This window comes from Arthrobacter sp. USHLN218, from assembly GCF_037144715.1.
Classification (GTDB): Bacteria; Actinomycetota; Actinomycetes; order Actinomycetales; family Micrococcaceae; genus Crystallibacter.
The window spans coordinates 239,768-262,467 of record NZ_JBBCYT010000006.1 but is presented as its reverse complement, the minus strand read 5'-3'; the positions used below and the strand labels follow the sequence as shown (position 1 = coordinate 262,467).

The window sequence follows — 22,700 nt, the reverse complement described above, 5'->3', positions numbered from 1 at the left end:
CGCCATGACCAAGACTGCACTCCACAGCCCTGCCCCCGCCGACAGCACCCTAAGCCCCCGCCCCGACCGCACTCGGCGTCGTCGCCGTATCCTGCTGGTAGCGGCGGCCGGTCTCGCACTCCTGGGCCTGGTCGCCCTCCTGCTGGGCGGTAGCATCCTCGGCCCGGCGCCCGCGACGGAACCGGAGACGAGCATGAGCGCTGTGCAGATCATCCCGCTCGTCGTGCTTGTCGTGATGTTCGTCGTCGCCACGAAATGGCCGCTGAACATCGGCGTGATGGGCCTGGTCGCGTCCTTCGGCGTCGGCTACTTCGTGCTCGGAATGACCGACAAGGAGATCCTTGAGGAGTTCCCGGCCAGCATCGTGATGACGATCATCGGCGTCACCTACTTCTTCAGCATGGCGCAGCGCAACGGCACCATCGACATCGTCGTGCAGACCTTCGTGCGACTGGTCAGGGGCAGGACGATGCTGTTGCCCTGGGTGTTCTTCCTGATCGCGGCGGCGCTGACTTCGCTCGGGACCTTCTCCCCGGCCGCCGTCGCGCTGCTGGCACCGGCTGCCATCGGATTCGCCTACGAGTCGCGCCTCCACCCCGTGCTGATGGGCGCTTTCATCATCAACGGCGCCCATGCCGGAGGTTTTTCCCCGCTGTCCGTGGCCGGCGTGCTGGTGCACGACATCTCCGTGGAGAACGGCTTCCCGATCTCCCAGGGCGGGCTCTTCGCGGCGAGCTTCGCACTCAACCTGATCCTCTCCGTCCTGACCATCGCCCTGTTCGCACTCCTGGGCAGGCTGCGCGACGGCCAGCCCGGGCAGCAGGCCGCTCTCGACACAACCGGCCCCAGCCGCCCCCGCGGCCAGCAGATCCTCACGCTGCTGCTGATCGCCGCACTGCTGGTCTGCACCCTGGGATTCCACATGCCGATCGGCTTCGTCGCCCTCTCCGCCGGCCTCCTGCTCGCGCTGGTCAACATCAAAGAACACCAGACGTTCATTGGCGGAGTCTCCTGGTCAACGGTGCTGCTGGTCGCCGGCATGATCACATACGTCTCCCTGCTCCAGCACGTCGGCGTTATCGACACCCTCGCCGAGCACGCCCTGGCCCTTGGCGCTCCCCTGCTGGTCGCCCTGGTCCTCTGCTACGTGATCGGCGTCGGCTCGGCCTTCGCCTCCTCCACGGCCCTGCTGACCGCGTTCATCCCGCTGGCCGGACCGCTCCTGGCCACCAGCGCGCTCAGCGCCTCCGGAACGGTCGCGGCACTTGCCATCGCCGCCACCGTTGTCGACGTCTCCCCGTTCTCCACCGACGGTGCACTCGTGGTCGCCAATGCCCGCGAGAACGACCGCCAGCGCGTCTACCGCCAGCTGATGGTCTATGCCGGAGCGGTTGTGCTGGCCGCTCCCGCGCTGGCCTGGGCCATGCTGGTGCCGACGGGCATCATGTGAACCCACCGCTAGGACCCGCCAACATGGGTCGAGGGCCCGCCTGCAGCCGCCGGCGGGCCCTCGACCTGTGTCCCGCCGCGGCCACCCTGTCCGGTCCCGGTCTTCGAACCTAGCCCGCCGAGGATTCGATGAGGCGGTCCAGGACGTAGCGCAGCGGCGGCCATGTGCTCCGCCCCTTCCTCGTCTGCGCATAGGCGCGCAGCACGACTTCGGGCTGCTTCAAGGGGAGAATTGCGACGCCGGGGCTTGGCTTCCGGTCTCCCGGCAGCAGGCCGATACCCATGTCCGCGACGATGAGGTCCTCCACCAGGTCGAGGCTGTCGGCTTCGTGCCGGATCCGCGGTTCGAATCCCGCGAGGGACCCGATAATGCGCAACACATCAGCGTCCGCGCGGTTACGTGAATTCCCGATCCAGTCCCGGTCGCGGAAGGTGGCGAAGACAGCAGGCGAGGCCCCGTGACCATAGCCGGCGGCCTCCTGTGGAACGCCCAGTCCCCACGGCGTGGACCAGAGCGGCGTGAGGTCGAGCCGGGGGTCGCTGGCCAGCGCGGCAAGGCTGTAGTCGTAGGTGAGCGCCAGGTCGACCTCGTCGGCGAGCAGCATCTGAACGGCCTCTGCCGGTTCGTGTTCGTGCACGGTGACCTGGAGCAAGGGGTGCCCGGCGGCGGCCTCCTGGATGATGGGCATAAGGCTACGCCGGATGGCTGTGGCAAAGCCCGCCACCCGCACCGTGCCGGCCGGCTCCGCATCGGGCTGGAGATCGGCGCGGGCTGCATCGACCGCCGCCAGGATGGTGACGGAGTGGGCGGCCAGGCGCCGGCCCGCCGGGGTCAACCGCACTCCCCTGCCGCTCGGCTCCAGGAGTGCGGCGCCGGCTTCGCGCGCCAGGGCCGCGATCTGCTGGGAGACCGTCGAGGTGGTCGTGCCGAGGAGGTCGGCGACCTCGCGCATCGAGCCGCTGCGGGAGAGCTCGAGGAAGGTCCGGAGACGCTTGGTGTCCACAGGATGATTGTTCACATATTCCGGACGGAATGCACGTATTCGTCACGTGGACATGGACGAGCCGGGAGCGCTCTACTGGATGTCATGGTTTCCTTCCTTCCCGTATCCCGCACGGCCTCCGGCACCGCCATGGCGGGCGCTGCCATGTGCTGCGTCCAGCTGGGCCTGGCGGTGTCCGTTGGCCTCGTGGACCGGCTGGGCGCCGGAGGGGTCGCATGGCTGCGGCTGGTCTGCGCGGCGGTCCTGGTGGTCCTGTTCACCCGGCCGTGGCGGATGCGGTTCAGCGCCCGTGCCCTGCGCACGTGCACGTTGCTGGGTGTAGCCACCGCCGGCATGACCATCCTGTTCATGGCTGCCGCGGCGCGGCTTCCGCTGGGAACGGCGGTTGCCCTGGAATTCCTTGGCCCGCTGGGGGTGGCCGTCGCCCGCGGCAAGGGGGCGTCGCGCCTCTGGGCGGTGGTCGCCGGCGCCGGCGTGCTGGCGCTCACCGAGCCGTGGCACGGACAGACGGATGTGCCGGGCATCCTGTTCGCACTGGGCGCGGCGACGTGCTGGGCGGCCTACATCCTGCTCACCCAGCGCGCCGGTGACGAGGTGGCAGGCGTTCACGCGCTGGCCATTTCGATGCCGGTCGCCGCGATTGTGGCAACCATAACCGTGGGGCCGTCAACCTTCGGCCACCTCGATCCGGCCCTCCTCCTCGCCGGATTCGGGTTGGCGCTGCTGCTGCCCGTGGTGCCCTTCAGCCTGGAGATGCTGGCGCTGCGGCGGCTGAGCACTGCCGCCTTCGGAACCCTGATGTGCCTGGAGCCGGCGATCGGCCTCGCCGTAGGGCTCATCTTCCTGGGCCAGATCCCCGGTCCTGCGGCGATCCTCGGCATCGCCCTGGTCGTCGCCGCAGGTATTGGAGCCACCCGCACGGGGGAACGTACACCCCCTGCGGGCGATCCGGAGGGCCTCCGCGCACCGACCGCGGGCGTGGAGGTGCGGCAGTAACCCGTCGGCCGGCGGCGCTCGGGCCTTACCGGGTGGCGGGCGGTCGAGCGGCAGAATGCCGGGGCGGCAAGAAAGGACGTCCCGCCCCGGCAGCCGCCACCGGCAGGACCATCGACGGCAGGACCATCGACGGCAGGACCAAGGTCCCGACTTAATTCGGCCCCTAGTGGCACTCACTGATCGGTTATATGATGAAAATCTAAATTACTGAATCAAGAAAGCCCCGCCACCGTGCCTGATCTGCCGAACTTCCACACCCCCCTGTACGAGGTCAAAGCGAACCTGTTCAAGGGCCTGGCCCACCCCATCCGGATCCGCCTGCTCGAACTGCTCGCCGCGGCGCCCTCGGTTTCGGTCACCGACCTGATCGCCGGGACCGGCCAGGAGGCCTCGAACATCTCGCAGCACCTGGGCGTCCTCCGCAGGCATCATCTGGTCGTGGCGGAGCGCCGGGGGCTGCAGGTCTTCTACAGTCTGGCCTACCCTCAGGTCGCTGAACTGCTGGCCGTGGCCCGGAGCTTCCTGACGCAGGTGCTGGAGACCACGCAGAAGAACCTCGAGCTGTCCGTGGCGCCGGCAGGGGCAGAGCCGGCCGCGGCCCCGGCGGCGGAGGCCTGGGCCAAGGCGACGCAGCCGTGAGCCCGCTGGGCGCCGCCCGGCAGCTGCTGCCCGGGCCCGGGGATTTTGCGCCGCTGCGGGGCAGCTGGAAGAACGACCTGGTCGCCGGCGTCACGGTCGGCATCGTGGCCCTGCCGCTCGCGCTGGCCTTCGGCGTCAGTTCCGGCGCGGGCGCGGCGGCGGGGCTGATCACGGCCATCGTGGCCGGCCTCGTCGCGGCCGTCTTCGGCGGATCCAACGTTCAGGTCTCGGGCCCCACGGGGGCGATGGTTGTGGTGCTCGCGCCGGTCATCGCAGCCCACGGCATCCAGTCACTGGCCCTCGTGACCATCATGGCCGGCGTCATCGTGCTCATCGCCGGCGTCCTCCGACTCGGCCGCGCCGTCGGCTACATCCCCTGGCCCGTCATCGAGGGATTCACCCTGGGCATCGCAGCCATCATCTTCCTGCAGCAGGTGCCGGCGGCATTCGGCGTCCCCGCGGGCGAGAGCACCAATGCGGCGGTGGCCGCCTTCCAGTCGCTCCAGGCCACGGATTTCGCCACGCTGTTCTGGCCGGTGGTGCTGGTGCTGATCGTCGCCGCCATCATGGTCCTGGCCCCGAAGCTCCACCCGCAGCTGCCCGGCTCCATCATCGGCATCGTCGTCGCCACGCTGCTCGCCGAGCTGGCCGGCCTGCCCGTCACCCGGATCGGGGAGCTGCCGGCCTCGCTGCCCGCGCCGTCCCTGCCCTTCGTGGACCCGGCCCTGGCCACGAGCCTGCTCGGCCCCGCGCTGACCATTGCCGCGCTGGCCGCCATCGAGTCGCTGCTCTCCGCGCGGGTCGCCGCCTCCATCTCGGACACCGGCCCCTACGACGCGGACCGCGAGCTGGTCGGCCAGGGCCTGGCCTCCCTCGCCTCGGGCTTCTTCGGCGGGATGCCGGCCACGGGCGCGATCGCCCGCACTGCCGTAAACATCAGGGCCGGCGCCCAAACCCGCGCCGCCGCCGTCGTCCATGCCCTGGTGCTGCTCGCCGTCGTCTACCTCGCCACGGGACCGGTCTCCCGGATCCCGCTGGCCGCGCTGTCCGGCGTGCTGATGGTGACCGCCTTCCGGATGGTCTCGCCTGCCACGCTGCGCAGCGTCATCGGCTCCACCCGCGCGGACACCTCCACGTTCGTGGTGACGGCCGTCATCACCGTCTCCTTCGACCTGATCCAGGCCGTCGAGATCGGCATCATCGTGGCGGCGTTCTTCGCGCTGCGGTCCCTGGCGAAGGCCAGCGGCGTGCACCGCGAGGAGCTCCCCGGTCCGGCCCGCGAGGGGGACGAGCAGATCGCGCTCTTCCGGCTGGACGGCGCGCTGTTCTTCGGCGCGGCGGAGCGGATGCTCGAGCGCGTCGGTGCCATCCGCAACGTGCAGGTGGTCATCATCCGCATGTCGCAGCTGCAGATCCTCGACGCGACCGGCGCCCGGGTGGTGGCCGAGCTCGTCACCGCGCTGGAACGCCGCGGCGTCACCGTGCTCATCAAGGGCGTCCAGGAGCGGCACCTGAAACTTGCCGCGCGGGTCGGCATGCTGGAGTCGCTGCGCCACCACAAGCACCTGTTCGCCGAGCTGGCACCGGCGGTGGAGCACGCGCGCAGCCACGTGCTCCGGGCCAGGCAGGCCGCTAACGACGGCGGCGCGTCGCCTGCGCGGGGCACGTTTCCGGGCGGCGGTCCGGCGCCCGCGGCGGATGCGCCGCGCGGCAAATCCCTGCCTACAGTAGAAGGGTGAGTACCGAAGCAGTGTCCCGTCCCGCCGTCGTACGCAAGGCGAACCCGTTCCAATGGCTGGTGGCGGCGGCCAGCATCCCGATGGCCACGCTGGTGGCGCTCTGGGTGGTGGCCGGCCGGCTGCTCTTCGGCATCTCCGGGCCCATGGTCGCGATCCTCGGCTACAGCCTCGGGCCGGTGCTCTTCATCCTGCTGCTAATCGCCGGGGTTAAGACCACCGCGAACGCCCTCCGCGGGCGCCCCGCAGGCACGCCGGCGAAGACCTGCGCCCTGCTGGTGGCGGCCTGGCTGGCGGCCATCGGCTTCGGCTTCACCGTGCCGGACTTCGGCGACAACGGCGGCTCGATTATGACCGCGCTGGCAGGAGAATCCGCGCTCGGCATGTCGACCGCGCTGTGCAACCCGCTGGGCATCATCTCCGTCGGGCTCGCCATCACCGTCGCCGTGACGTCCTGGCGGGACGCGAAGTACGGGCGGCACTAGCCCCTGGTCGGGCAAAGCAAGGCACAGTCCTTTCACAGCGGGCCCATAGTCGGACTGCCTAGGGTCGAAACCAGCAGTTCGGAACAGTCCGTCACTGCACATCGGTTTATTGGGGTGGAAGACCGTGGCCAATGATGATTTTTCCTCGACAGCTATTTGCACCACGTTGGTGATCCGTGTCTGGCATGAAGCCGGCGATGACGGCTTTCGTGCCCGGATGATCATGCCTTCGTGTTCGGGCGGGGGTTCGGTGATTGAAGCGACCTCGGATCCCGGACGCGTCATGGGCGTGGCCGCTGAATGGCTTTCCGGCTTTCAGGCGGAGGCAACCGCAGCGGCCCTCCTGGACGTGGCGTTCTCCTCGGGCTCCGTTTCGACCTGACAGTCACACGGCCGCCGGCCCCTCGGGGCGTCTCCCGTGGGACGCCCGCGCCGCCTCGTAGCTGCTGTCGAAGGGCAGCGTGTCGGTCTCCAGCAGGGGGTTTGCGTCCTGCGTCGCGACCAGCTCCCGGGCCGCCTCATCCGAGTCCACGCTGGGCATGGAACCGGGCAGGTGCCGCCGCGCGGATTCCGGCAGGAAGTAGATGGTGACGGCGGCGATGGCAGACGTTGCCATGAGGTAGAAGGCAGGCATCAGATCGTTGCCCGTCGCCTGGATAAGCGAGGCGATGATGAACGGCGTGGTGCCGCCGAAGATCGCTACCGCGAAGTTGTACGCGATGCCCATGGCCGCATAGCGGTGGGCCGTGGGGAACAGGGAAGGCAGCGCCGAGGCCAGGTTGGGTACGAAGAAGGTCACGGGAAACGCGACCAGGGCCAGCCCGGCGAGCGTCGCCGGAACGGTTCCGATCGCAATCAGCAGGAAGGCCGGCAGTGACAGCACCACCGTGCTGACAGCCCCGATCCAGAGCACGGGCCGCCGCCCGATCCGGTCGGCGAGGCGTCCCGCCAGCGGGATGCACAAAGCCATGGCCACCAGGACGGGTACGGTCAGCAAGGTCCCGTGGATCTCGTCGTATCCTTTGGTGCTCGTCAAATAGGTAGGCATGTAGGACGTGAGCGCGTAGCCCACGGTGTTGCCGGCCGCCACGAGGATCATGGCCATCACGATCCTCTGCCAGTGGTTCTTGAAGATCCCCAGCGGACCCACCGCGCGAAGCTTGTCGCCGCCCTCATGGTGGGCGGCGGCCACGGCTTCGGCCTCCAGGGTCGCCTTGAACGCGGGCGACTCCTCGATCTTCATCCGGAAGTAGATGGCGATCCCGCCCAGCGGACCTGCGACCAAAAACGGGATGCGCCAGCCCCACGCCTCCATCTGCGCTTCCCCCAGGAGCAGCTGGAGGACGGACACCAGCGCAGCGCCCAGTGCAAAGCCGAGATAGCTGCCCATGTCCAGGAAGCTGACGAAGAAGCCGCGGCGGCGGTCCGGCGAGTGCTCGCACACGAAGGTAGTGGCGCCGGAGTACTCACCGCCGGTGGAAAAGCCCTGGACCAGTTTCGTGGCCACCAGCAGCACCGCGGACCAGATGCCGAGAACCTCGTACCCGGGCAGCAGGCCCACGACGAAGGTCGCCGCCGCCATCAGCAGCAGGGTCATCGCCAAGACCTTCTGCCGGCCGATCTTGTCACCCAGCCAGCCGAAGAAGATGCCGCCCAACGGCCGGGCGATGAACGTGGCGGCGAAGGTACCCAGCAGGAACAGATTCTGCACGGTCCGGTCCGCCTCGGGCAGGAACACCGGGCCCATGGTGGTGATCAGATAGCCGAACACGCCGACGTCGTACCATTCCATCGTGTTGCCCACGATGGTCCCGCCGAGCGCCTTTCGCAGGGTGCGGTGATCGACGACGTTGATGTCGGACACGCGTAGCCGCCGCTGCTGCAGATGATGTTCCGCCATAGCTCAATCGCCGCTGCCTCGGTCTCCGGGCTGGGCATGTGCCGTTCGTACCGCCGGTATCCCTGGTTGGAGAAGCCCAACTCTTCGACCATCTTCCCACCACCGATCAAGCACAACAATGATAGTGAATGCCAACACTTAGGGTGCGGCAGCCCGAATGACCCTCATGTACCGGACCAGGAGACCGCTAATGCGATGGATTGATGCCACCTTCATGCGGGGCGGGACCAGCAAGGGACTGTTCTTCCGCGAGCAGGACCTGCCGGGCCCGGGCCCCGATCGCGACCGGATCTTCCTTCTCGCGCTCGGCTCACCCGACCCCTTCGGGCGCCAACTCGACGGCATGGGCGGCGGGCTGTCCTCCCTGTCGAAGGTCGTAACGGTAGCCGTTTTGGACCGTCCCGACACCGATCTCGAGTACACGTTCGGCCAGGTCGCAGTGGATGCCCCCGTGGTCGACTACTCCGGCAACTGCGGCAACCTCTCGTCCGCCGTCGTGCCCTATGCCTTGGAGAGCGGCCTGCTTCAGCTGGCCGACGGGCCCCAGACGGTCAGCGTCTTCAATACCAACACGGCCAAAAATATCCGCGTTCATCTGCAGGTACGCCAAGGCGTGGCTGAAGTAGCCGGCGACCTTAGCCTGCCAGGCGTCGCAGGCACGGGCGCGCCCATCCAACTTGAATACCTCCAGCCGGGAGGTGCGCGCACGGGCGCGCTACTCCCCACTGCCTCCGTACGGGAGACCCTCTCCTGGGAAGGCCAGGGCTATGAGTCCTCCCTGATCGACGCAGCCAATCCAACGGTCTTCGTCCGGGCCAAGGACCTGGGCATCCTCGGCGACGAACTGCCCGATCAGCTCGATGGCGACTCCGCACTGCAAGAGCGCCTGGAAGGAATCCGCCGCTCGGGAGCCGTCGCCATGGGCATGGCCAAGGACCCGCAGTCGGCGCCGTTAGCTGTACCCAAGATCGCGCTGGTCGCCGAACCTCGCTCCGGCAAGCTGCTCGACGGGACCACCATCGACTCGGCGTCCTGCGACCTCACCATGCGCGTGATCTCCATGGGCCAAACCCACCGCGCCACCCCGGGCACCACCGCTCTTTGCGCCGCGGTCGCCGCGCAGCTTCCGCGCTCCATCGTCCACTCAGTCCTCCGGGAGGACATCGACCCTCAAGCCCTGCGTATTGCCACACCGTCCGGGGTGGTCACCGCTGGCGCCAACGTGCGCTGGTCCGCCGACGGTCTGCCAACTGCCGAGGGCGCCTCCCTCTACCGGACCGCCCGACCCCTCATGCGCGGCCAGGTGGCACTCCCGATGGAGATCAGCACCAACGCCGCGACTGGCTGATGCGTCGAGTCATTGGAAGATCTAGTAGCGGAGGAAGACCGCGTAGATGGTCATAACGACCAACGGGCCGATGAACACGACGACGAGCATGATCCATTGCCAAAGGGAGACCATGTGCCATCCATGCTCGTGATCCCCCACTGGCTCATCAGCAGGGGGCGTGGAGGAGGAATGCGTTGAGGAAGGCATGCCTGCCCCCGCTGCGGATGGCGCACGGGCTCCGGCCGCCGGAGTTACTGCTTCACCATCGTCGGGGCGGCCGGCTCCATCGAGGTTGCTCGACACATATCCACCCTCGCGCACTACCATGAATCTACGCTGAGGCGCAACTGTGAAGATGCTGGGGAGGCGCGACTCGTTCTCCCACTCCCCCCTACCGTCATCCCGGCTGCCACAGTCACCGTCTGCGATTCCTGGCTCAGCTCGTCCTGCTTATCTCGCTTTCCCCTTCCTGCGGCATAGCGCTCTCTGGGAACTCTTCCCCCGGGATCCGCGTCCGGAGCGTTCTGAACGAGCCCGCAGCGCAGGGCAGCGCCCCGCCGCCTTTTCGACGACGGGGCGCTGCCCTGTGCGTTCGGGGTTCAGTCCTCTTCTGGCGCGAGAGTGACCGTGATGCCGTCGAGGCGTTCTTCAAACCCCACCTGGCAGGAAAGACGCGAGCAGTCCTCGCGGAACCCTTCCGCGTCGACGAGCAGTTCGGCTTCGTCCTCGCTGCGTTCACCCAGGCTCGCCACGATGTCCCCGTCAAGGAAGACGTGGCAGGTGGCACAGGAGGCCGTGCCTCCGCAGGACGCCAGCACGGGCAGGTCGTTATCCCGCAGAGCCTCCATCAGGCTCTGCTCCGGCTCCCACTCGACGGCCTGCCGCTGGCCGTCACGGTCGATCACATTCAGGGTGTTGTTGCTCATCAGGAACTCTTCTCCTTGGGGATAGGGGTGCACTAGACCAGCGCCGCGCCGGCCTCGTGGATGGCCGGCGGGAAACCCGCACCGAGCACAGCGTCCTCGAGCTTCACGTCCGGGTCAGCGACGAGGGCAGGGTCCAGCAGCAAGCCGGTGGGGATCAGCTTCTTGGCGGGACGGAAGTCGGTCAGTCCCCCGATGGTGTCGACAGCGGCCAGGCGGCCATTGCGCAGGTAGACCACGGCGAACTTCCCCGTCCCGGGCTCACCGCGCACGATGACCTCGTCCTCCGGGTGCATAACGCCGGCGGTTTGGAGCCGCACATCGTGCTGGACAGTCCAGAACCAGGGCACCTCCGCCGCCTTGCCCGGGTGCTCGAGGATATCGTTGACCACGGCCTCAGCCTGCGCATTGGCATTCTGGATGGATTCCAGCCGCTGGCTCGTGCCACTGAACGTGCTCGTGTACCGGGTCACGTCCCCGGCAGCGTAGATGTGCGGGTCTGTCGTGCGGCACTGCTCGTTGACCAGGACCCCGTCCCGGCAGTCAAGGCCGGCGGCCTCTGCCAGCTCCTGGTTGGGCAGCACCCCGATGCCGGCCACGACGACGTCGGCCTCGAAGCTGCGTCCGTCCGACGTGAGGACTCGTTCGACGCCGCCGTCGCCCTGGATTTCGTTCACGGCCGCCCCGAACTCCAAACGCACGCCTCGGGAACGGTGAAGGTGTTCGAAGTAAGCAGACACCGGCGCTGAGGTCACGCGTTTCATGACCCGGTCCTGGAACTCGAGCACCGTCACGGCGCAGCCGTTCTTGACCGCCGCGGCGGCCACTTCCATCCCGATGAATCCCGCGCCGATGACCACTACTCTCGCTCCCGGGACCAGGGACTGCTTGATGGCGAGCCCGTCGCGGTAGGTTCGCAGGGCGAGCACGCCGTCGAGGTCCGCCCCGGGGATCGGCAGCTCGCGCGCCCGTGAGCCAGTGGCCAGCACCAGCCGGTAGTAGGGGCGTCGGCTGCCGTTCTTGAGCACGATGGCGCGGCCAGCCCGGTCGATCGACTCAACGGCCTGCCCGGTCACGCGCTCGATGCCCTTGGCCTCGTAGTAGCCCTCCTTGCGCAGCGGCGCAACTCGGTCCCCGGCACCGGGCGCCAGGAGGTCCTTCGACAGGGGCGGCCGTTCGTAAGGCGCGTCGTGTTGCACGTCGACCAGAGCAATCCCGCCGGCCCAGCCGCGGCTCCGCAGGCCCGCGGCGACGGCGACGCCGGCATGTCCTGCTCCGATAATGGCGATGGGATCCTTGGTGTGTTCAGTCATGGCGCTCCTCCAGGAAGACGTGCATGCGGTGGGGGCCTGCGTTGGTGAGGTTGTTGCCGCGGACGTACTCGATCTCGTGCGCCGGGTCCAGGGTGACCGAGTGCAGACGCCCGGCGAGCAGTTCGGCCGTGACCGTGGTCTCCAGCCGGGCCAGAGGTTGGCCCAGGCAGCTGTGCACACCGTGACCGAACCCCAGCGACTTGCTGTTGTCGTGGTCGATGTCGAAGATGTCGCCGTCCTCGAAGAGGTCCCGGCTGGCGGATGCGTTGAGCAGGCGCACGATGCTGCCCGCGGGGATGATCGTTCCGGCCACCTCGACCTCCTCGGTGGTGATACGGCTGGCGCGGTGGACGGCGCCGCTGTGACGGGCCAGCTCGTCCGCGAACCTGCCCGGATTATCCGGGTTCTCGCGAACCCGCCGGAGCAGGTCGGGCCGCTCGGCAAAGATGCGGAAGGCGTTCGCCAGCAGGATCGTCGTGGTGTCGTGCCCGGCGATAAAGACGAACGAACACAGCTCCTTGGCCTCCTGCTCGGTGAGGAGTCCCTCGTCCTTCCACATCCGGGCGATGTGCCCACCCATGGACGGGCTCTGCTCCGCGTAGAGGCGCTCCAGGGTGTCCTTAAGGTAGGCCCAGAACTCGTGCGCGCTGTCCTCATCGGTGCCCGTGCCCGGAGCGTTCCGCGCGAAGCGGCCGAAGTACGAGAAGGTCTCGTCGGACCAGAACTTCATCTTCTCGTAGTCCTCTGCCGGGACGTCCAGGAGTGCGGAGATCGTCGCCATGCTCAACTTGATGGCATAATCCTCTACGACCTCTCCCCCGCCTTGGGCGATGAGCTCGTCGAGGAGCTTGTTGGCGGTCTCCCGCACCCTGTCCTCGAACACTTTGATCGCCCTGGGAGTGAACGCGGTGGCCACGATCTTGCGAAGACGATTGTGGTTGGGTGCGTCAAACAAGGTCAGGAACGTCATCGGCGGCGGGGAGACCACCTCCGAAGAGAAGACCTTCGGTGCGCGGAAGGCCTTGCGCACGTCCTCGTAGCGGGAAATGAAGTAGACATCGGAGACCGGCGACCAGCACCGCAGGACCGGCGCGTTCGCGCGCATCCACGTGTAGTGCGCATAAGGATGCTCCTGGGAGCCGTCGTCCACGACCTTGAAGGGCTCCATCCCCTCAGGCCAGTCCAGTTCGTGGGAATAGGGAAGGGAGCCTTCCTCACTGCGCGGTAACGGCGTCTCGAGCGTCGTTGCTTGGGACATCATGGTCCTCTCGTCGGCTGAGGGCTCTCTCCCGCGGCAGGCCGCGGAAGTCAGGGAGCCGGGAAACAGATGAGGCATGACGGATCGGACAGACCGCATTGGCTGGCGGAACCGGCAGAACATGTCTTCCGCTCGTTCCCGTCGAACCGTGCCTCATTCCCTACAGTGAGGGGCGTCACGTCGGCACGGGAGGGTGCTTCCATTCAACGGAAGATTGGGGCGGTCAGCCTGCTTGTGAGTCGGAGGGCCGGCGCGCAGGAACAAGCGTGCGGGAAATTCCATGGGAGGCAGTGAGCAGGGCAGGGACGATCAGCCGCACCTCGGCTTGGCCCCGGGGCACTATGGCGCTGAGCGCCGCGGCGACGGTGCGCCGCGCTTCGAACACGGGAACCGCAACACCCAGCCATTCGGAACGGCCGATTCCCGGCAAGGCAACGAACCCCCTTTGCCTGATCTCGGCCAGCTGCCGGCGGATGAACCCCGGATCGGTCGGGGTTTCGTCGGTGACCTTAGTCAGCGGCCCCGACAAAAAACTCTCCTGGAACTCCGGGGAGGAATGGGCCAACAGCACCAGGCCGGAAGAACAAGCATTGAGCGGCAGGCGATCCGTAATCCGCGCTGCGTCCAGAACCGAATCAGGCGACGACATCCGCTCCACGTACAGGGCGGACTTCCCATCCAACACGGCGAGGGTGGTGTGCTGATGGACGGCCGAAAGGACATCGTCCATGAACGGCAGCGCGGCCTCCCGCACATCCATGGCCGCCAAGGACCGAGCGGAGATTTCCCACATGCGCAGTCCAATCCGCAGCTCGCCGGAGTCTGTGCGGCGAATCAACCCGTAATCCACGAGCTCCTCGACCAGCCGGTGCGCCGTGGACAAGGGCAGGTCGGCCCGAGCAGCCAGGCGCGACAACGTCATGCTCGGCCGGTCGCGGTCGAAGGAGTCCAGAACGCGGATCACCCGGCTGATCACTGAATCCCCGCTGGGAGAATTCGCCATCCTGCTCCTCCCTTTCCCGTCGAACTAGGTTCAGCCCCGGCTATCCGGGCGCAGTACGCCTCACACCGTCCATCAGCGGGCACTGGCTCCGGGCGTCGGGCATGCCGCACGCGTTCAGTAATTGCTACACGCCCTTCCGGGGGATCCCGTGTCGGCCGGTCGGCCCGGGCCGCGGCGTCCGCGTGAGGGAACACCTCCGATTTTACGCAGAGCGGAAACCCGGCGCGTGAGACCACGGAGGACCTGTGCGGGCAGTCGTCTCAGCCGGCGCCCTCCTCCCTTGCCGAGCCCTCGGCGAGGCCGCCCTCGATACCGCCCAGCGACACCGTCGCGCTCATGAGCGTTTCGGTCATCTGCTCCAGCACGGTCATGTCGACGTTCCCGATGGTGTCGCAGGCCCGGTGGTAGCACTCGTCGTACTGCAACCCGGCCTGCCCGCCGAACGTGCGTGCCTCCGCCTCGCTCTTGGTCCCCCCGTCGCCGGTGAACAGGCCTCCGGCCGGGATGCCGCCCCGAACGAACGCGTCGTAGTCCGAATCCTCGATAAACCCGAACGGCAGCGCCTCGACCCCCTCGGCGCGCAGGATGTCCCGGAGCACCTGTTCAACGGTGCCCGACCCCTCGGGCCCGGCCTCCTCGCTGTCCGAACCGTCGCCGTCGTACACGAATGCCACCGCGTTCGGTGAGCCCACTACATCGACGTTCAGGTACGCCACGTGGGCGGCGGCCTCCTGGCGGGACAGCTCCTCGACGTAGTGTTCCGAGCCATGCATCCCGTCCTCCTCGCCGCCCCAGAACGCGAACCGGATCCGTTCCCGCGGCACGGCGCCTTCCTCCGCGAGCCGCAGCGCGACCTCAAGCACCGCGGCCACCCCGCTGCCGTTGTCATTGAGCCCGGGCCCCTCCTCGACCGAGTCGAGATGTGCGCCGAGCACCAGAATGCTCCCGGAGCCGCTGCCGGTGTCGGCCAGGATGTTGAACGCGTCCACCGGGTTGCGTCGGCCGTAGCTGAACTCCTGCCGCCGCGGCTCATACCCCGCCGCACGCAGCTGCGCCTCGACGTACGCCGCGGACGCCGCGTAGCCCCCGGTGGCATCGGCCCGGTTCCCGCCGTTCGCATCCGCCGCCGCCTGCAGCGCCTCCAGATGCCGCGTCAGCCCACTGGGCTCCACCACCTCGCGCACGACAGTCGGGTCCGGTGGGGCCTCCACGACCACGGGCGGCCTCGGGTCACCCGAACATGCGGTAACGCCGCCGACCATTGCCGTGCACAGTGCAACGGCCCACAGCCGAGTGCGGCGATGAGGGTGGTTCTGGAAACGCTTTGCAGCGGATTCTGCACGTCGCATGTTGACTCCCCCAAGTCTGCGTCCTGGACGCGGGTCGGTTGTTTCGCGGACCCGGCAGCGGGGATTCCACAGCGGAACCGGCAGCCGGGGCTGTTGCTACGGATGGTGCGGACGATGGGATCTATCAGGGTTGCTTGCAATACCTCCACGGTCGGGCCGGGCCATAAGACCCTACTGTGGCCAAACTGTGAAAAAGCTATGGAACGGGACGGCACGGCTGGAACGCCATCGGTAATTGCTCGCGACGGCTGGCCGAAAGCGAGGGGACCCTCCCGCTAATCGCGGCCGGCAGCATTGAGTGGCCGGACCCCGAGGAGTAGCGTGGCCACTATCGACAACCCGTATCGTCACTGCGGAGCAATCATGGCACTCGTGAGATATCGGTTCGCTGCCTTCGCTGCGGCGCTGGTTATGAGCGTCACCAGCGGAGTCACCCCCAGCCCCGCGTTCGCCGCTCAGGCGGACCCCGTCAAGACCCCGACCGCCAGAGGCTACGGCGGCGCAGTAAGCACCGTCGACCCGGAGGCCTCAGCAGCTGCGGTTGCGGTCCTGCGCGAGGGCGGCAACGCGGCGGACGCAGCGGTAGCAGCCGCCGCGACCCTGGGCGTGACCGAACCGTACAGTGCAGGGATCGGCGGGGGCGGCTACTTCATGTTCTACAACGCGGAGACCGGAGACATCGGCACCATCGACGGCCGCGAGACCGCGCCGGCAGCGATGCCGCACGACGCATTCATCGACCCGGCGACCGGCAAGCCCTACCCCTTCACGCCGGAGCTCGTCACCAGCGGCATCTCCGTAGGTGTACCCGGCACCCCGGCCACATGGGAGAGCGCGCTGGACCAGTGGGGAACCCTGACCCTGGACGAGGCGCTCGAACCTGCCATCGAGGTCGCCAACCGGGGCTTCGTCGTCGATGAAACGTTCCGCCAGCAGACCCTGGACAACAAGCTGCGCTTCGCGGCTTTCACGTCGACGAGCAGTCTGTTCCTCCCGGGCGGCGACGCACCAGCCGTCGGCAGCGTCTTCCGCAACCGCGACCTCGCCAAGACGTACCGGCTCCTGGCGAAGCAAGGCACGGATGCCTTCTACGGCGGACGGCTCGCGGAGCAAATTGCGGCCACCGTGCAGGATCCGCCCAAGACACCCACCACCACTCTGCCCGTACCGGCCGGCCACATGACAACGGCAGACCTCGCCGCCTACCGCGCCCTGGACCAGGATCCGACGCACGTGGACTACCGGGGCCTGGATGTCTACGGCATGGCACCGTCGAGCAGCGGAGGCACCACCGTCGGCGAGGCGCTGAACATGCTGGACACGTTCAACCTCTCCGGGATGTCCGCGCCCGACGCCCTGCACCACTACCTTGAGGCCAGCGCGCTGGCCTTCGCCGACCGAGGCAAGTACGTTGGCGACCCCGCGTTCGTCGACGTCCCCGCCGACGAGCTCACGGATCCCGTGTTCGGCAAGGAGCGCGCGTGCCGGATCGACCCGCAGCGGGCGGCCGAGAAGCCCGTCGCGCCCGGGGATGTCTCCTCGTACGACGGCGTGTGCCCGGCTTCAGCGGCGGCACCGGCCAGCGAGAGCGATACCGAGAACATCTCCACGACCAACCTGACGGTCTCGGACAAGTGGGGCAACGTGGTCGAGTACACGCTCACGATCGAACAGACCGGCGGATCCGGCATCGTGGTACCCGGCCGCGGCTTCCTGCTCAACAACGAGCTGACTGACTTCTCCACCGTGTACGACCCCGCCGATCCGAACCGGATCGACCCCGGGAAGCGCCCTCGCTCTTCCATGTCGCCGACCATCATCCTCAAGGACGGCGAGCCCTTCCTCGCGCTCGGTTCGCCGGGCGGCTCGACGATCATCACCACCGTCCTGCAGACGATCCTGAACCGCGTGGACCTGAACATGAACATCTCGGACTCGATCGCGGCGCCGCGTGCTTCCCAGCGCAACACCCCCGACGTCAGCGCTGAACCGGAGTTCATCGACGCTTATGGAGACCAACTGGCAGCCTACGGCCACAAGCTCACCCCTGCCGGGGACAAATTCAGCTCCGCGGCAGAGATCGGCGCAGCGACCGCCATCGAGTTCAACCCCGACGGCAGCACCACCGCCGCCGCTGAGCCCCGCAGGCGCGGCGGCGGATCGGCAATGGTCCTCAGACCGGCGCACTGAGCAGCCAGACAACCCCGAAAGCACTGCGAGGCGCCGGGCCGAAGGGCCGCTGCCGACGCGGCAGATCCTGATTCGGCCCCTCTTTCGGAATTCGGTGCCTGAATTCGGCGTCTAGCGCATGACACGTTCGACGACCGCGATCGTCCAGCCGCTGCGGGACTGCACGTAGAGCAGGTAGTCGCCGGGCCGGACTCTGATCGTGACCGTTCCGGCGGCCGATTCGATCGAGGAGATGACAGGTTTCGATCCGTCGGGCACGATCGCCGTCCCGGCGGGAAGCAGGTACACGAACGCTGCATCGTCAAAGGTGAATTTGAAAGTGAGCGCGTCGCCGGCGACGATGAACGGCGACGTCGGCCCTTCGCCTTTGTCTGCGAACCGTGCCACCGGCTCCCAGACAGGCCTCGGCGAATGCACTGCCGAAACCGTTAGCCGGCCTGCCGCTGCAAAAAGTTCCTGGACGCCGGGCGCCACAGCCGACGCTACAACGGTACCCGCACCGGCGATGACTGTCAGGGAGACGCCCGTGGCCAGGAGCCGCTGGAAGGGTCTCCCCTTCAGCGGATGCCCCCTGCCGTCGACGGCATATCCGGTGGCGACCGCGAGCAGATCCCAAGCCCACCAGAGCCCGGCACCCCCCAGGGTGACCAGCTTCAGTATCCCGGTGGCCAGACAGCCGCGGTGCAAGCGATCGACACCAAAGGCGCCCAGGAACAGGGCCAGCAGCCAGTTGAGCCTAAAGTCCATCAGCTCGGGCAGGCCTACCGGGAACGGCCCGGCTTCACCCGCGGTGGAGCGGTCCGCTTGCGCTTGTGAAAGTCCCCTCTGGTTGCGGCTTGGTTGCGTCGGCCGGGCCGGTCCACGGGCCAGGTGCAGGTTCCCGCGGGAGGACAACATGTCAGCCATCCAAAGGAAAATCGGCTTGGATGAGAACAGTCTCAGCCCCGGCGGCACAACCGTCAATAGGGCAAAAGTCTCCCGGGGGCCGGGCAGCCGCGCCAGGAGGCAATCTGATGCCAGGTAACTGGACCGTGCCAAACCCCATTGCTACGCAGGCAAGGACATCCCCATAGTACGGGGATTGACTTTTCCCCTAAACGGGGGACTGACGTTTTCACAAGACTGACCGGCGATCCTCTTGATGTGGCCAAGAAGGTTGCCGACACTCGCAATTGGGTGCAAGGCCACAAGCCGGACCCGGTTCGTCTTACGCCCCCAGGCGATACCGGGCCCGGCTATCCTGCAGCACCGCTTTTGGCATGGTCCAAATCGGTGTGCGCGCTCTCCAGCACAGAGGCGCTCAGAATCAAGGAATGGCCCCTGGTGCGGCCCCTGCGAAGAGAACCTCAGAGACCGGACAGGCTCCGGCCAAGATCGACGTTGCCAAAGTCAAGAATGGCACCGATCAGCAGCAGGAGAAGGCTCAACCAGACTCCCCCCATGGCCACGTGGTCGGGTGCTCCCCAACTGCCGCCTGCCCCTGACGCCCCGTTGGCTCCTGCCCGCATTCGGCGGCGTGCCCGCCACATTGCGAAGCCCGTGAACAGGACAAAGGCCACACCCCACCAGGCCCAGCCCGGCATGGCTGCCGCTGCCCCTAGCATGACCGGCCCGTAACGCGAGACCCGTTCCACATGTATCCCCTCATAATGTGCCTCCCCCTGAGTGCGCGTTGTCCGTCAGAGGTAGCAACGTCCGCGTTATTGGGGTGTTACCGCGCCACGCTCCAGGCCTCCCGCGGCCGGCACGAACAGGTCCTGTGGGCCGCCGGGCTCACTGCGTTTCTGTTGCCAAGCGCTGTCCGAAGCCCCGCCACCGTGTTCGACTACAGTTAGCGACATCGCGTAGACGGACTCCCGGGGAGGGCACCATGGCAGAGACGCCGCATAAGCGCCCTCCCACGGCACAGGCCTTTGTACTGGCGGAACTGCGGCGCATGATCATCGCCGGGGAGCTGGAGCCGGGCCAGCCGCTCCGGCAGGATGCCCTCGCGGACCGGCTCGGGGTCAGCCGCGTGCCCCTCCGCGAGGCCTTCAAGATCCTGGAGGGTGAGGGCCAGATCGTCTACGAGCCGCACCGCGGCTTCAAAGTCGCCCGGCTGTCCCTCGAGGATCTGCTCGAGGTGTACCGCATCCGGCAACTGCTGGAGACCGAAGCCGCACACGCCGCCGTCGAACGGGCCGGAGGTGAGGTCCTGGAGGAGATGAAGGAGGCGGCCAAGGCGGTGGAACGCGCGGCCGAGGCCACCGACATCCTGGCCATGACCGAGGCAAACCGCCGCTTCCACTTCGTGCTGCTCTCCGGCGCCCGGATGCCCCGGCTGGAGCGGCTCATCCAGGTCCTGTGGGACGCCACGGACACCTACCGCTTCATCTACTACGGCGTCCCGGCCAACCGGCAGCGCGTGGAAGAAGAGCACAATCTCATCATCGAGGCGTTCGCCGACCGGGATGCCGAGCGGCTGGTCAAGAACCTGAACCAGCACCGCGACCACGCCGTCGACGCGCTGCGGACCTTCCTCGACCGGCAGTAGCCGTTTCCCCATTCCCTTCCCGGCCCGCAGCCGCGCCTCCCGCGGCTGCGGAATTCTGCGGCCACGAGCCTGTGCCTGCCGGACCGAAATGAAGGCTTTGCTAAACGTTTATGTGACGGGGGTTACAGTTTCCTTGGATTTTGTATACAGTCTCCAATGTCACCGAGGAACGAGACGTGCTGGAGCGCGGCCCGCCGGCCAAACCAGCCGTATGACCGAAGGGGAACGCCGTGGAGAGCTGGCTGGGCTTAGCGGACCGGCGCGTGCTGGTCGCCGGAGGCGGAGGCATCGGCGCGGCCTGCGCGGCGGCGTTCACTGCCGCCGGTGCCAGGGTCGCCGTCGCCGACCTGGACCCGGTCCGGCTCGCCGGGCAGGAGCGCCCGCTGGTCGCGGACTTCTCCACCACCCAGGGCTGCGAAGACGCGGTCGCCCGCACGGTCGACGCCCTCGGCGGGCTGGACATCCTGGTCCATGCGGTCGGCGTCAACCAGCGCGTTCCGGTCCTGGACACTACCGACGACGACTGGGACCGCATCGTCGACATCAACCTATCCAGCGCCTTCCGCCTCGGCCGGGCCGCCGGACGGCACATGGTCGACGCCGGGTGGGGCCGGCAGGTGTATTGCTCCTCCGTGTCGGGCCTGCTGGCCCACCCGAACCACGGACCGTACGCGGCGAGCAAGGGCGGCATCAACCAGCTGCTGCGCGTGATGGCCCGCGAGTGGGCGCCCCGCGGCGTCACGGTCAACGCCATCGCGCCCGGCTACACCGAAACGGACCTCACGCGAGCGCACCTGGACAAGCCCGGCGTGCGCGAGCACTACACCTCGCTGGTCCCGGCCGGCCGGCTCGGTTCGGTCGGCGACCTCACCGGACCTGTCCTTTTCCTGGCCTCCGACCAGGCCGCCTTCGTGACCGGCCACGTCATGTATGTGGACGGAGGGCGGACCCTTGTCTGACCGCTTCCCGCTGCTGAAGCCGGATGCCATGGATCCGGAGCAGCGCAGCCTGTACGCGGAGATTACCGCGCCGCCGCGGGCCGACGGGCCCTTCCGGATCCGGCACGACGACGGCACGCTGGCCGGGCCGTTCAACGCGCTCCTGCACGCTCCCGCCATCGGGCAGGCGGTGCAGCAGCTGGGGGCGGCGCTCCGCTTCGGCGGAGCCCTCCCCGACCGCACCCGCGAACTCGCCATCTGTGCCGTCGCGGCCGCGCTGGACGCCGGCTACGAGTGGTACGCGCACAGCCGGGTGGCCCGCAGCGTGGGAGTCACGGACGCCGAACTCGGCCAGGTCCGCATTGGCGCGCTGCCGGACACCGCCAGCGACGACGAGGCAGCGGCGCTGCTGCTCACCCGCGAGCTGGTCGCCGAGGCCGGCGTGTCCGACCGCACCCATGCCCGGGCCCTGCAACAGCTCGGCCACCCCGGAATCACCGAGCTGACGGTGCTCGTGGGGTACTACCGGACCCTCGCCGGGCTGCTCGCCGCCGGTGACGTCCCCGCCCCGGACGAATAGGCGCCGACCGCACCGCCACCCCCTCTCACTCGCAGCATCACTCGCACCAGCAAAGGGAGAAAACCATGCCCAGCACCTCGACCAAGGCCCGCCGCGCGCGCCTCCTCGCCGCCGCCGCCGTCATCCCGGCGCTGTTCCTCAGCGCCTGCGGCAGCCCGGTTGCCGAAGGCGGCGGAGCCGGCGCCGTGGATGGCAGCGGCGGCACCCTGTCCATCGCCACCGGCGGCACCGGCGGCGTCTACTACCCGCTGGGCGGCGGGTTCGCCACCGTCATCCGCGAAAACGTCGACGGCTACGACGCCACCGTCCAGGAGACCAACGCCTCCGTCGACAACATGCTGCTCCTCAAGAGCGGCGCGGCGCAGCTCGCGTTCTCCGTCGGCGACGTCGCGGCCGACGCCGTCGAAGGGGTCGGCGATTTCGAGGGCGATCCCCTCGACGTCTGCTCGCTCGGCAACGTCTACCACAACTTCCTGCAGCCGGTGACGGTCAAGGACACCGGGATCGGGAGCGTCGAGGACATGAAGGGCAAGGTCGTCTCCGTCGGCGCACCAGGCTCCGCCACCGAAGTGGCCGCGGTCCGTACCCTCGAAGCCGCGGGCCTCGACCCCAAGAAGGACATCGACCGGCGCCAGCTGGGTGTCGCCGAGACGGTGGCCGCCCTGCGGGACGGCACCATCGACGCCGGCTTCTGGTCGGGCGGCCTGCCCACGGGCGCACTGATCGACCTCGCCGCGGACGGTGACATGGTCCTCATCCCGATCGGCGAGTATGCCGCGCCGCTGGCCGGGAAGTACGGGACCTACTACGTCGAGGACGATATCCCCGCCGGCACCTACGAGGGCCAGGACAAGGCAATCCCGGTCGTGGCCTCGCCGAACGTCCTCGTGGCCTCCAAGCAGATGGATGAGCAACTGCAGCAGGACATCACGGCCGCCCTCTTCGACAAGAAGGAACAGCTCGTCCAGGTCCACCCCGCCGCGGCGGAGCTGGACCCGGCAACCGCCGGCGAGTTGCAGTTCATCGAGACCTGCGCCGGCTCGAAGAAGTACTTCGACGGAGCCGGAAGCTAAC

The 22,700-nt window shown here is 68.0% G+C and carries 20 protein-coding genes; 12 read left to right on the top strand and 8 right to left on the bottom strand.

The window, feature by feature from the left end; genetic code table 11:
- Positions 1-4 precede the first annotated feature (4 nt).
- A complete protein-coding gene (locus tag WFH44_RS15320) occupies positions 5-1,450 on the top strand; it encodes an SLC13 family permease (RefSeq protein WP_336714783.1) in 1,446 nt (481 codons plus the stop codon).
- 109 nt (positions 1,451-1,559) lie between these two features.
- Here WFH44_RS15320 and WFH44_RS15315 read toward each other — a convergent pair whose 3' ends face one another.
- Positions 1,560-2,453 (bottom strand): LysR family transcriptional regulator, encoded by an 894-nt coding sequence (locus WFH44_RS15315; RefSeq protein WP_336714782.1) that lies wholly within the window; start codon positions 2,451-2,453, stop codon positions 1,560-1,562.
- 84 nt (positions 2,454-2,537) lie between these two features.
- Here WFH44_RS15315 and WFH44_RS15310 point away from each other — a divergent pair, with 84 nt between their 5' ends.
- From WFH44_RS15310 to WFH44_RS15290, 5 genes are all read left to right on the top strand, one after another.
- A complete protein-coding gene (locus tag WFH44_RS15310) occupies positions 2,538-3,449 on the top strand; it encodes an EamA family transporter (RefSeq protein ID WP_336714781.1) in 912 nt (303 codons plus the stop codon).
- A gap of 231 nt (positions 3,450-3,680) precedes the next feature.
- Positions 3,681-4,088, top strand: a complete 408-nt coding sequence (locus WFH44_RS15305) for an ArsR/SmtB family transcription factor (RefSeq protein WP_336714780.1) — start codon at positions 3,681-3,683, stop codon at positions 4,086-4,088.
- Positions 4,085-5,827: a SulP family inorganic anion transporter gene (locus tag WFH44_RS15300; RefSeq protein ID WP_336714779.1), complete on the top strand. Its 1,743-nt coding sequence runs from the start codon at positions 4,085-4,087 to the stop codon at positions 5,825-5,827. The genes WFH44_RS15305 and WFH44_RS15300 overlap by 4 nt, the downstream gene beginning before the upstream one ends.
- Positions 5,824-6,309 carry a hypothetical protein gene (locus tag WFH44_RS15295; protein WP_336714778.1) on the top strand — a complete coding sequence of 162 codons (486 nt, stop codon included), beginning with the start codon at positions 5,824-5,826 and terminating at the stop codon, positions 6,307-6,309. The genes WFH44_RS15300 and WFH44_RS15295 overlap by 4 nt, the downstream gene beginning before the upstream one ends.
- Before the next feature lie 124 nt (positions 6,310-6,433).
- A complete protein-coding gene (locus WFH44_RS15290; protein WP_336714777.1) occupies positions 6,434-6,691 on the top strand; it encodes a hypothetical protein in 258 nt (85 codons plus the stop codon).
- Positions 6,692-6,694: 3 nt separating this feature from the next.
- Here the strand turns inward: WFH44_RS15290 and WFH44_RS15285 are convergent, their stop codons facing one another.
- Complete coding sequence (locus WFH44_RS15285) at positions 6,695-8,209, bottom strand: MFS transporter (RefSeq protein ID WP_336714776.1); 1,515 nt, start codon at positions 8,207-8,209, stop codon at positions 6,695-6,697.
- A 190-nt stretch (positions 8,210-8,399) separates the two neighbouring features.
- Here WFH44_RS15285 and WFH44_RS15280 point away from each other — a divergent pair, with 190 nt between their 5' ends.
- Positions 8,400-9,557 (top strand): 2-methylaconitate cis-trans isomerase PrpF family protein, encoded by a 1,158-nt coding sequence (locus tag WFH44_RS15280; RefSeq protein WP_336714775.1) that lies wholly within the window; start codon positions 8,400-8,402, stop codon positions 9,555-9,557.
- 581 nt (positions 9,558-10,138) lie between these two features.
- On the opposite strand, the gene WFH44_RS15275 is transcribed toward WFH44_RS15280, so the two are convergent.
- The 5 genes from WFH44_RS15275 to WFH44_RS15255 all read right to left on the bottom strand — a co-directional run bounded on the left by WFH44_RS15275 (position 10,139) and on the right by WFH44_RS15255 (position 15,247).
- Positions 10,139-10,465 carry a 2Fe-2S iron-sulfur cluster-binding protein gene (locus WFH44_RS15275; RefSeq protein WP_336714774.1) on the bottom strand — a complete coding sequence of 109 codons (327 nt, stop codon included), beginning with the start codon at positions 10,463-10,465 and terminating at the stop codon, positions 10,139-10,141.
- A gap of 32 nt (positions 10,466-10,497) precedes the next feature.
- Positions 10,498-11,775 (bottom strand): NAD(P)/FAD-dependent oxidoreductase, encoded by a 1,278-nt coding sequence (locus WFH44_RS15270; protein ID WP_336714773.1) that lies wholly within the window; start codon positions 11,773-11,775, stop codon positions 10,498-10,500.
- Positions 11,768-13,036 (bottom strand): cytochrome P450, encoded by a 1,269-nt coding sequence (locus WFH44_RS15265; RefSeq protein WP_336714772.1) that lies wholly within the window; start codon positions 13,034-13,036, stop codon positions 11,768-11,770. The genes WFH44_RS15270 and WFH44_RS15265 overlap by 8 nt, the downstream gene beginning before the upstream one ends.
- A gap of 220 nt (positions 13,037-13,256) precedes the next feature.
- Positions 13,257-14,009, bottom strand: a complete 753-nt coding sequence (locus tag WFH44_RS15260; RefSeq protein ID WP_336714771.1) for an IclR family transcriptional regulator — start codon at positions 14,007-14,009, stop codon at positions 13,257-13,259.
- 287 nt (positions 14,010-14,296) lie between these two features.
- Entirely contained in the window at positions 14,297-15,247 is a 951-nt protein-coding gene (locus WFH44_RS15255) for a M20/M25/M40 family metallo-hydrolase (protein ID WP_336714770.1), read from the bottom strand.
- Positions 15,248-15,748: 501 nt separating this feature from the next.
- Between WFH44_RS15255 and ggt the strand changes: the two genes are divergently transcribed.
- Positions 15,749-17,575, top strand: coding sequence for a gamma-glutamyltransferase (ggt, locus tag WFH44_RS15250; protein WP_336714769.1), 1,827 nt, complete (start codon positions 15,749-15,751; stop codon positions 17,573-17,575).
- 111 nt (positions 17,576-17,686) lie between these two features.
- On the opposite strand, the gene WFH44_RS15245 is transcribed toward ggt, so the two are convergent.
- Complete coding sequence (locus WFH44_RS15245) at positions 17,687-18,322, bottom strand: TM2 domain-containing protein (protein ID WP_336714768.1); 636 nt, start codon at positions 18,320-18,322, stop codon at positions 17,687-17,689.
- 1,123 nt (positions 18,323-19,445) lie between these two features.
- Between WFH44_RS15245 and WFH44_RS15240 the strand changes: the two genes are divergently transcribed.
- The 4 genes from WFH44_RS15240 to WFH44_RS15225 all read left to right on the top strand — a co-directional run bounded on the left by WFH44_RS15240 (position 19,446) and on the right by WFH44_RS15225 (position 22,699).
- The gene (locus tag WFH44_RS15240; protein WP_336714767.1) at positions 19,446-20,108 is read left to right on the top strand and encodes a GntR family transcriptional regulator; all 663 of its coding nucleotides are present in this window, start codon (positions 19,446-19,448) and stop codon (positions 20,106-20,108) included.
- Between the two features lie 230 nt (positions 20,109-20,338).
- Positions 20,339-21,067, top strand: a complete 729-nt coding sequence (locus tag WFH44_RS15235) for an SDR family NAD(P)-dependent oxidoreductase (protein WP_336714766.1) — start codon at positions 20,339-20,341, stop codon at positions 21,065-21,067.
- Positions 21,060-21,626, top strand: a complete 567-nt coding sequence (locus WFH44_RS15230) for a carboxymuconolactone decarboxylase family protein (RefSeq protein ID WP_336714765.1) — start codon at positions 21,060-21,062, stop codon at positions 21,624-21,626. Before WFH44_RS15235 ends, WFH44_RS15230 begins: the two co-directional genes overlap by 8 nt.
- Positions 21,627-21,691: 65 nt before the next feature.
- A complete protein-coding gene (locus tag WFH44_RS15225; protein ID WP_336714764.1) occupies positions 21,692-22,699 on the top strand; it encodes a TAXI family TRAP transporter solute-binding subunit in 1,008 nt (335 codons plus the stop codon).
- Position 22,700 lies beyond the last annotated feature (1 nt).

Excerpts from the sequence above, each read along its gene's own strand:
- WFH44_RS15320 (WP_336714783.1), top strand. The coding sequence starts at position 5 with ATGACCAAGACTGCACTCCACAGCCCTGCCCCCGCCGACAGCACCCTA.
- WFH44_RS15310 (WP_336714781.1), top strand. The coding sequence starts at position 2,538 with ATGGTTTCCTTCCTTCCCGTATCCCGCACGGCCTCCGGCACCGCCATG.
- WFH44_RS15285 (WP_336714776.1), bottom strand. The coding sequence starts at position 8,209 with ATGGCGGAACATCATCTGCAGCAGCGGCGGCTACGCGTGTCCGACATC.
- WFH44_RS15280 (WP_336714775.1), top strand. The coding sequence starts at position 8,400 with ATGCGATGGATTGATGCCACCTTCATGCGGGGCGGGACCAGCAAGGGA.
- WFH44_RS15275 (WP_336714774.1), bottom strand. The coding sequence starts at position 10,465 with ATGAGCAACAACACCCTGAATGTGATCGACCGTGACGGCCAGCGGCAG.
- WFH44_RS15270 (WP_336714773.1), bottom strand. The coding sequence starts at position 11,775 with ATGACTGAACACACCAAGGATCCCATCGCCATTATCGGAGCAGGACAT.
- WFH44_RS15265 (WP_336714772.1), bottom strand. The coding sequence starts at position 13,036 with ATGATGTCCCAAGCAACGACGCTCGAGACGCCGTTACCGCGCAGTGAG.
- ggt (WP_336714769.1), top strand. The coding sequence starts at position 15,749 with ATGGCACTCGTGAGATATCGGTTCGCTGCCTTCGCTGCGGCGCTGGTT.
- WFH44_RS15245 (WP_336714768.1), bottom strand. The coding sequence starts at position 18,322 with ATGGACTTTAGGCTCAACTGGCTGCTGGCCCTGTTCCTGGGCGCCTTT.
- WFH44_RS15240 (WP_336714767.1), top strand. The coding sequence starts at position 19,446 with ATGGCAGAGACGCCGCATAAGCGCCCTCCCACGGCACAGGCCTTTGTA.
- WFH44_RS15225 (WP_336714764.1), top strand. The coding sequence starts at position 21,692 with ATGCCCAGCACCTCGACCAAGGCCCGCCGCGCGCGCCTCCTCGCCGCC.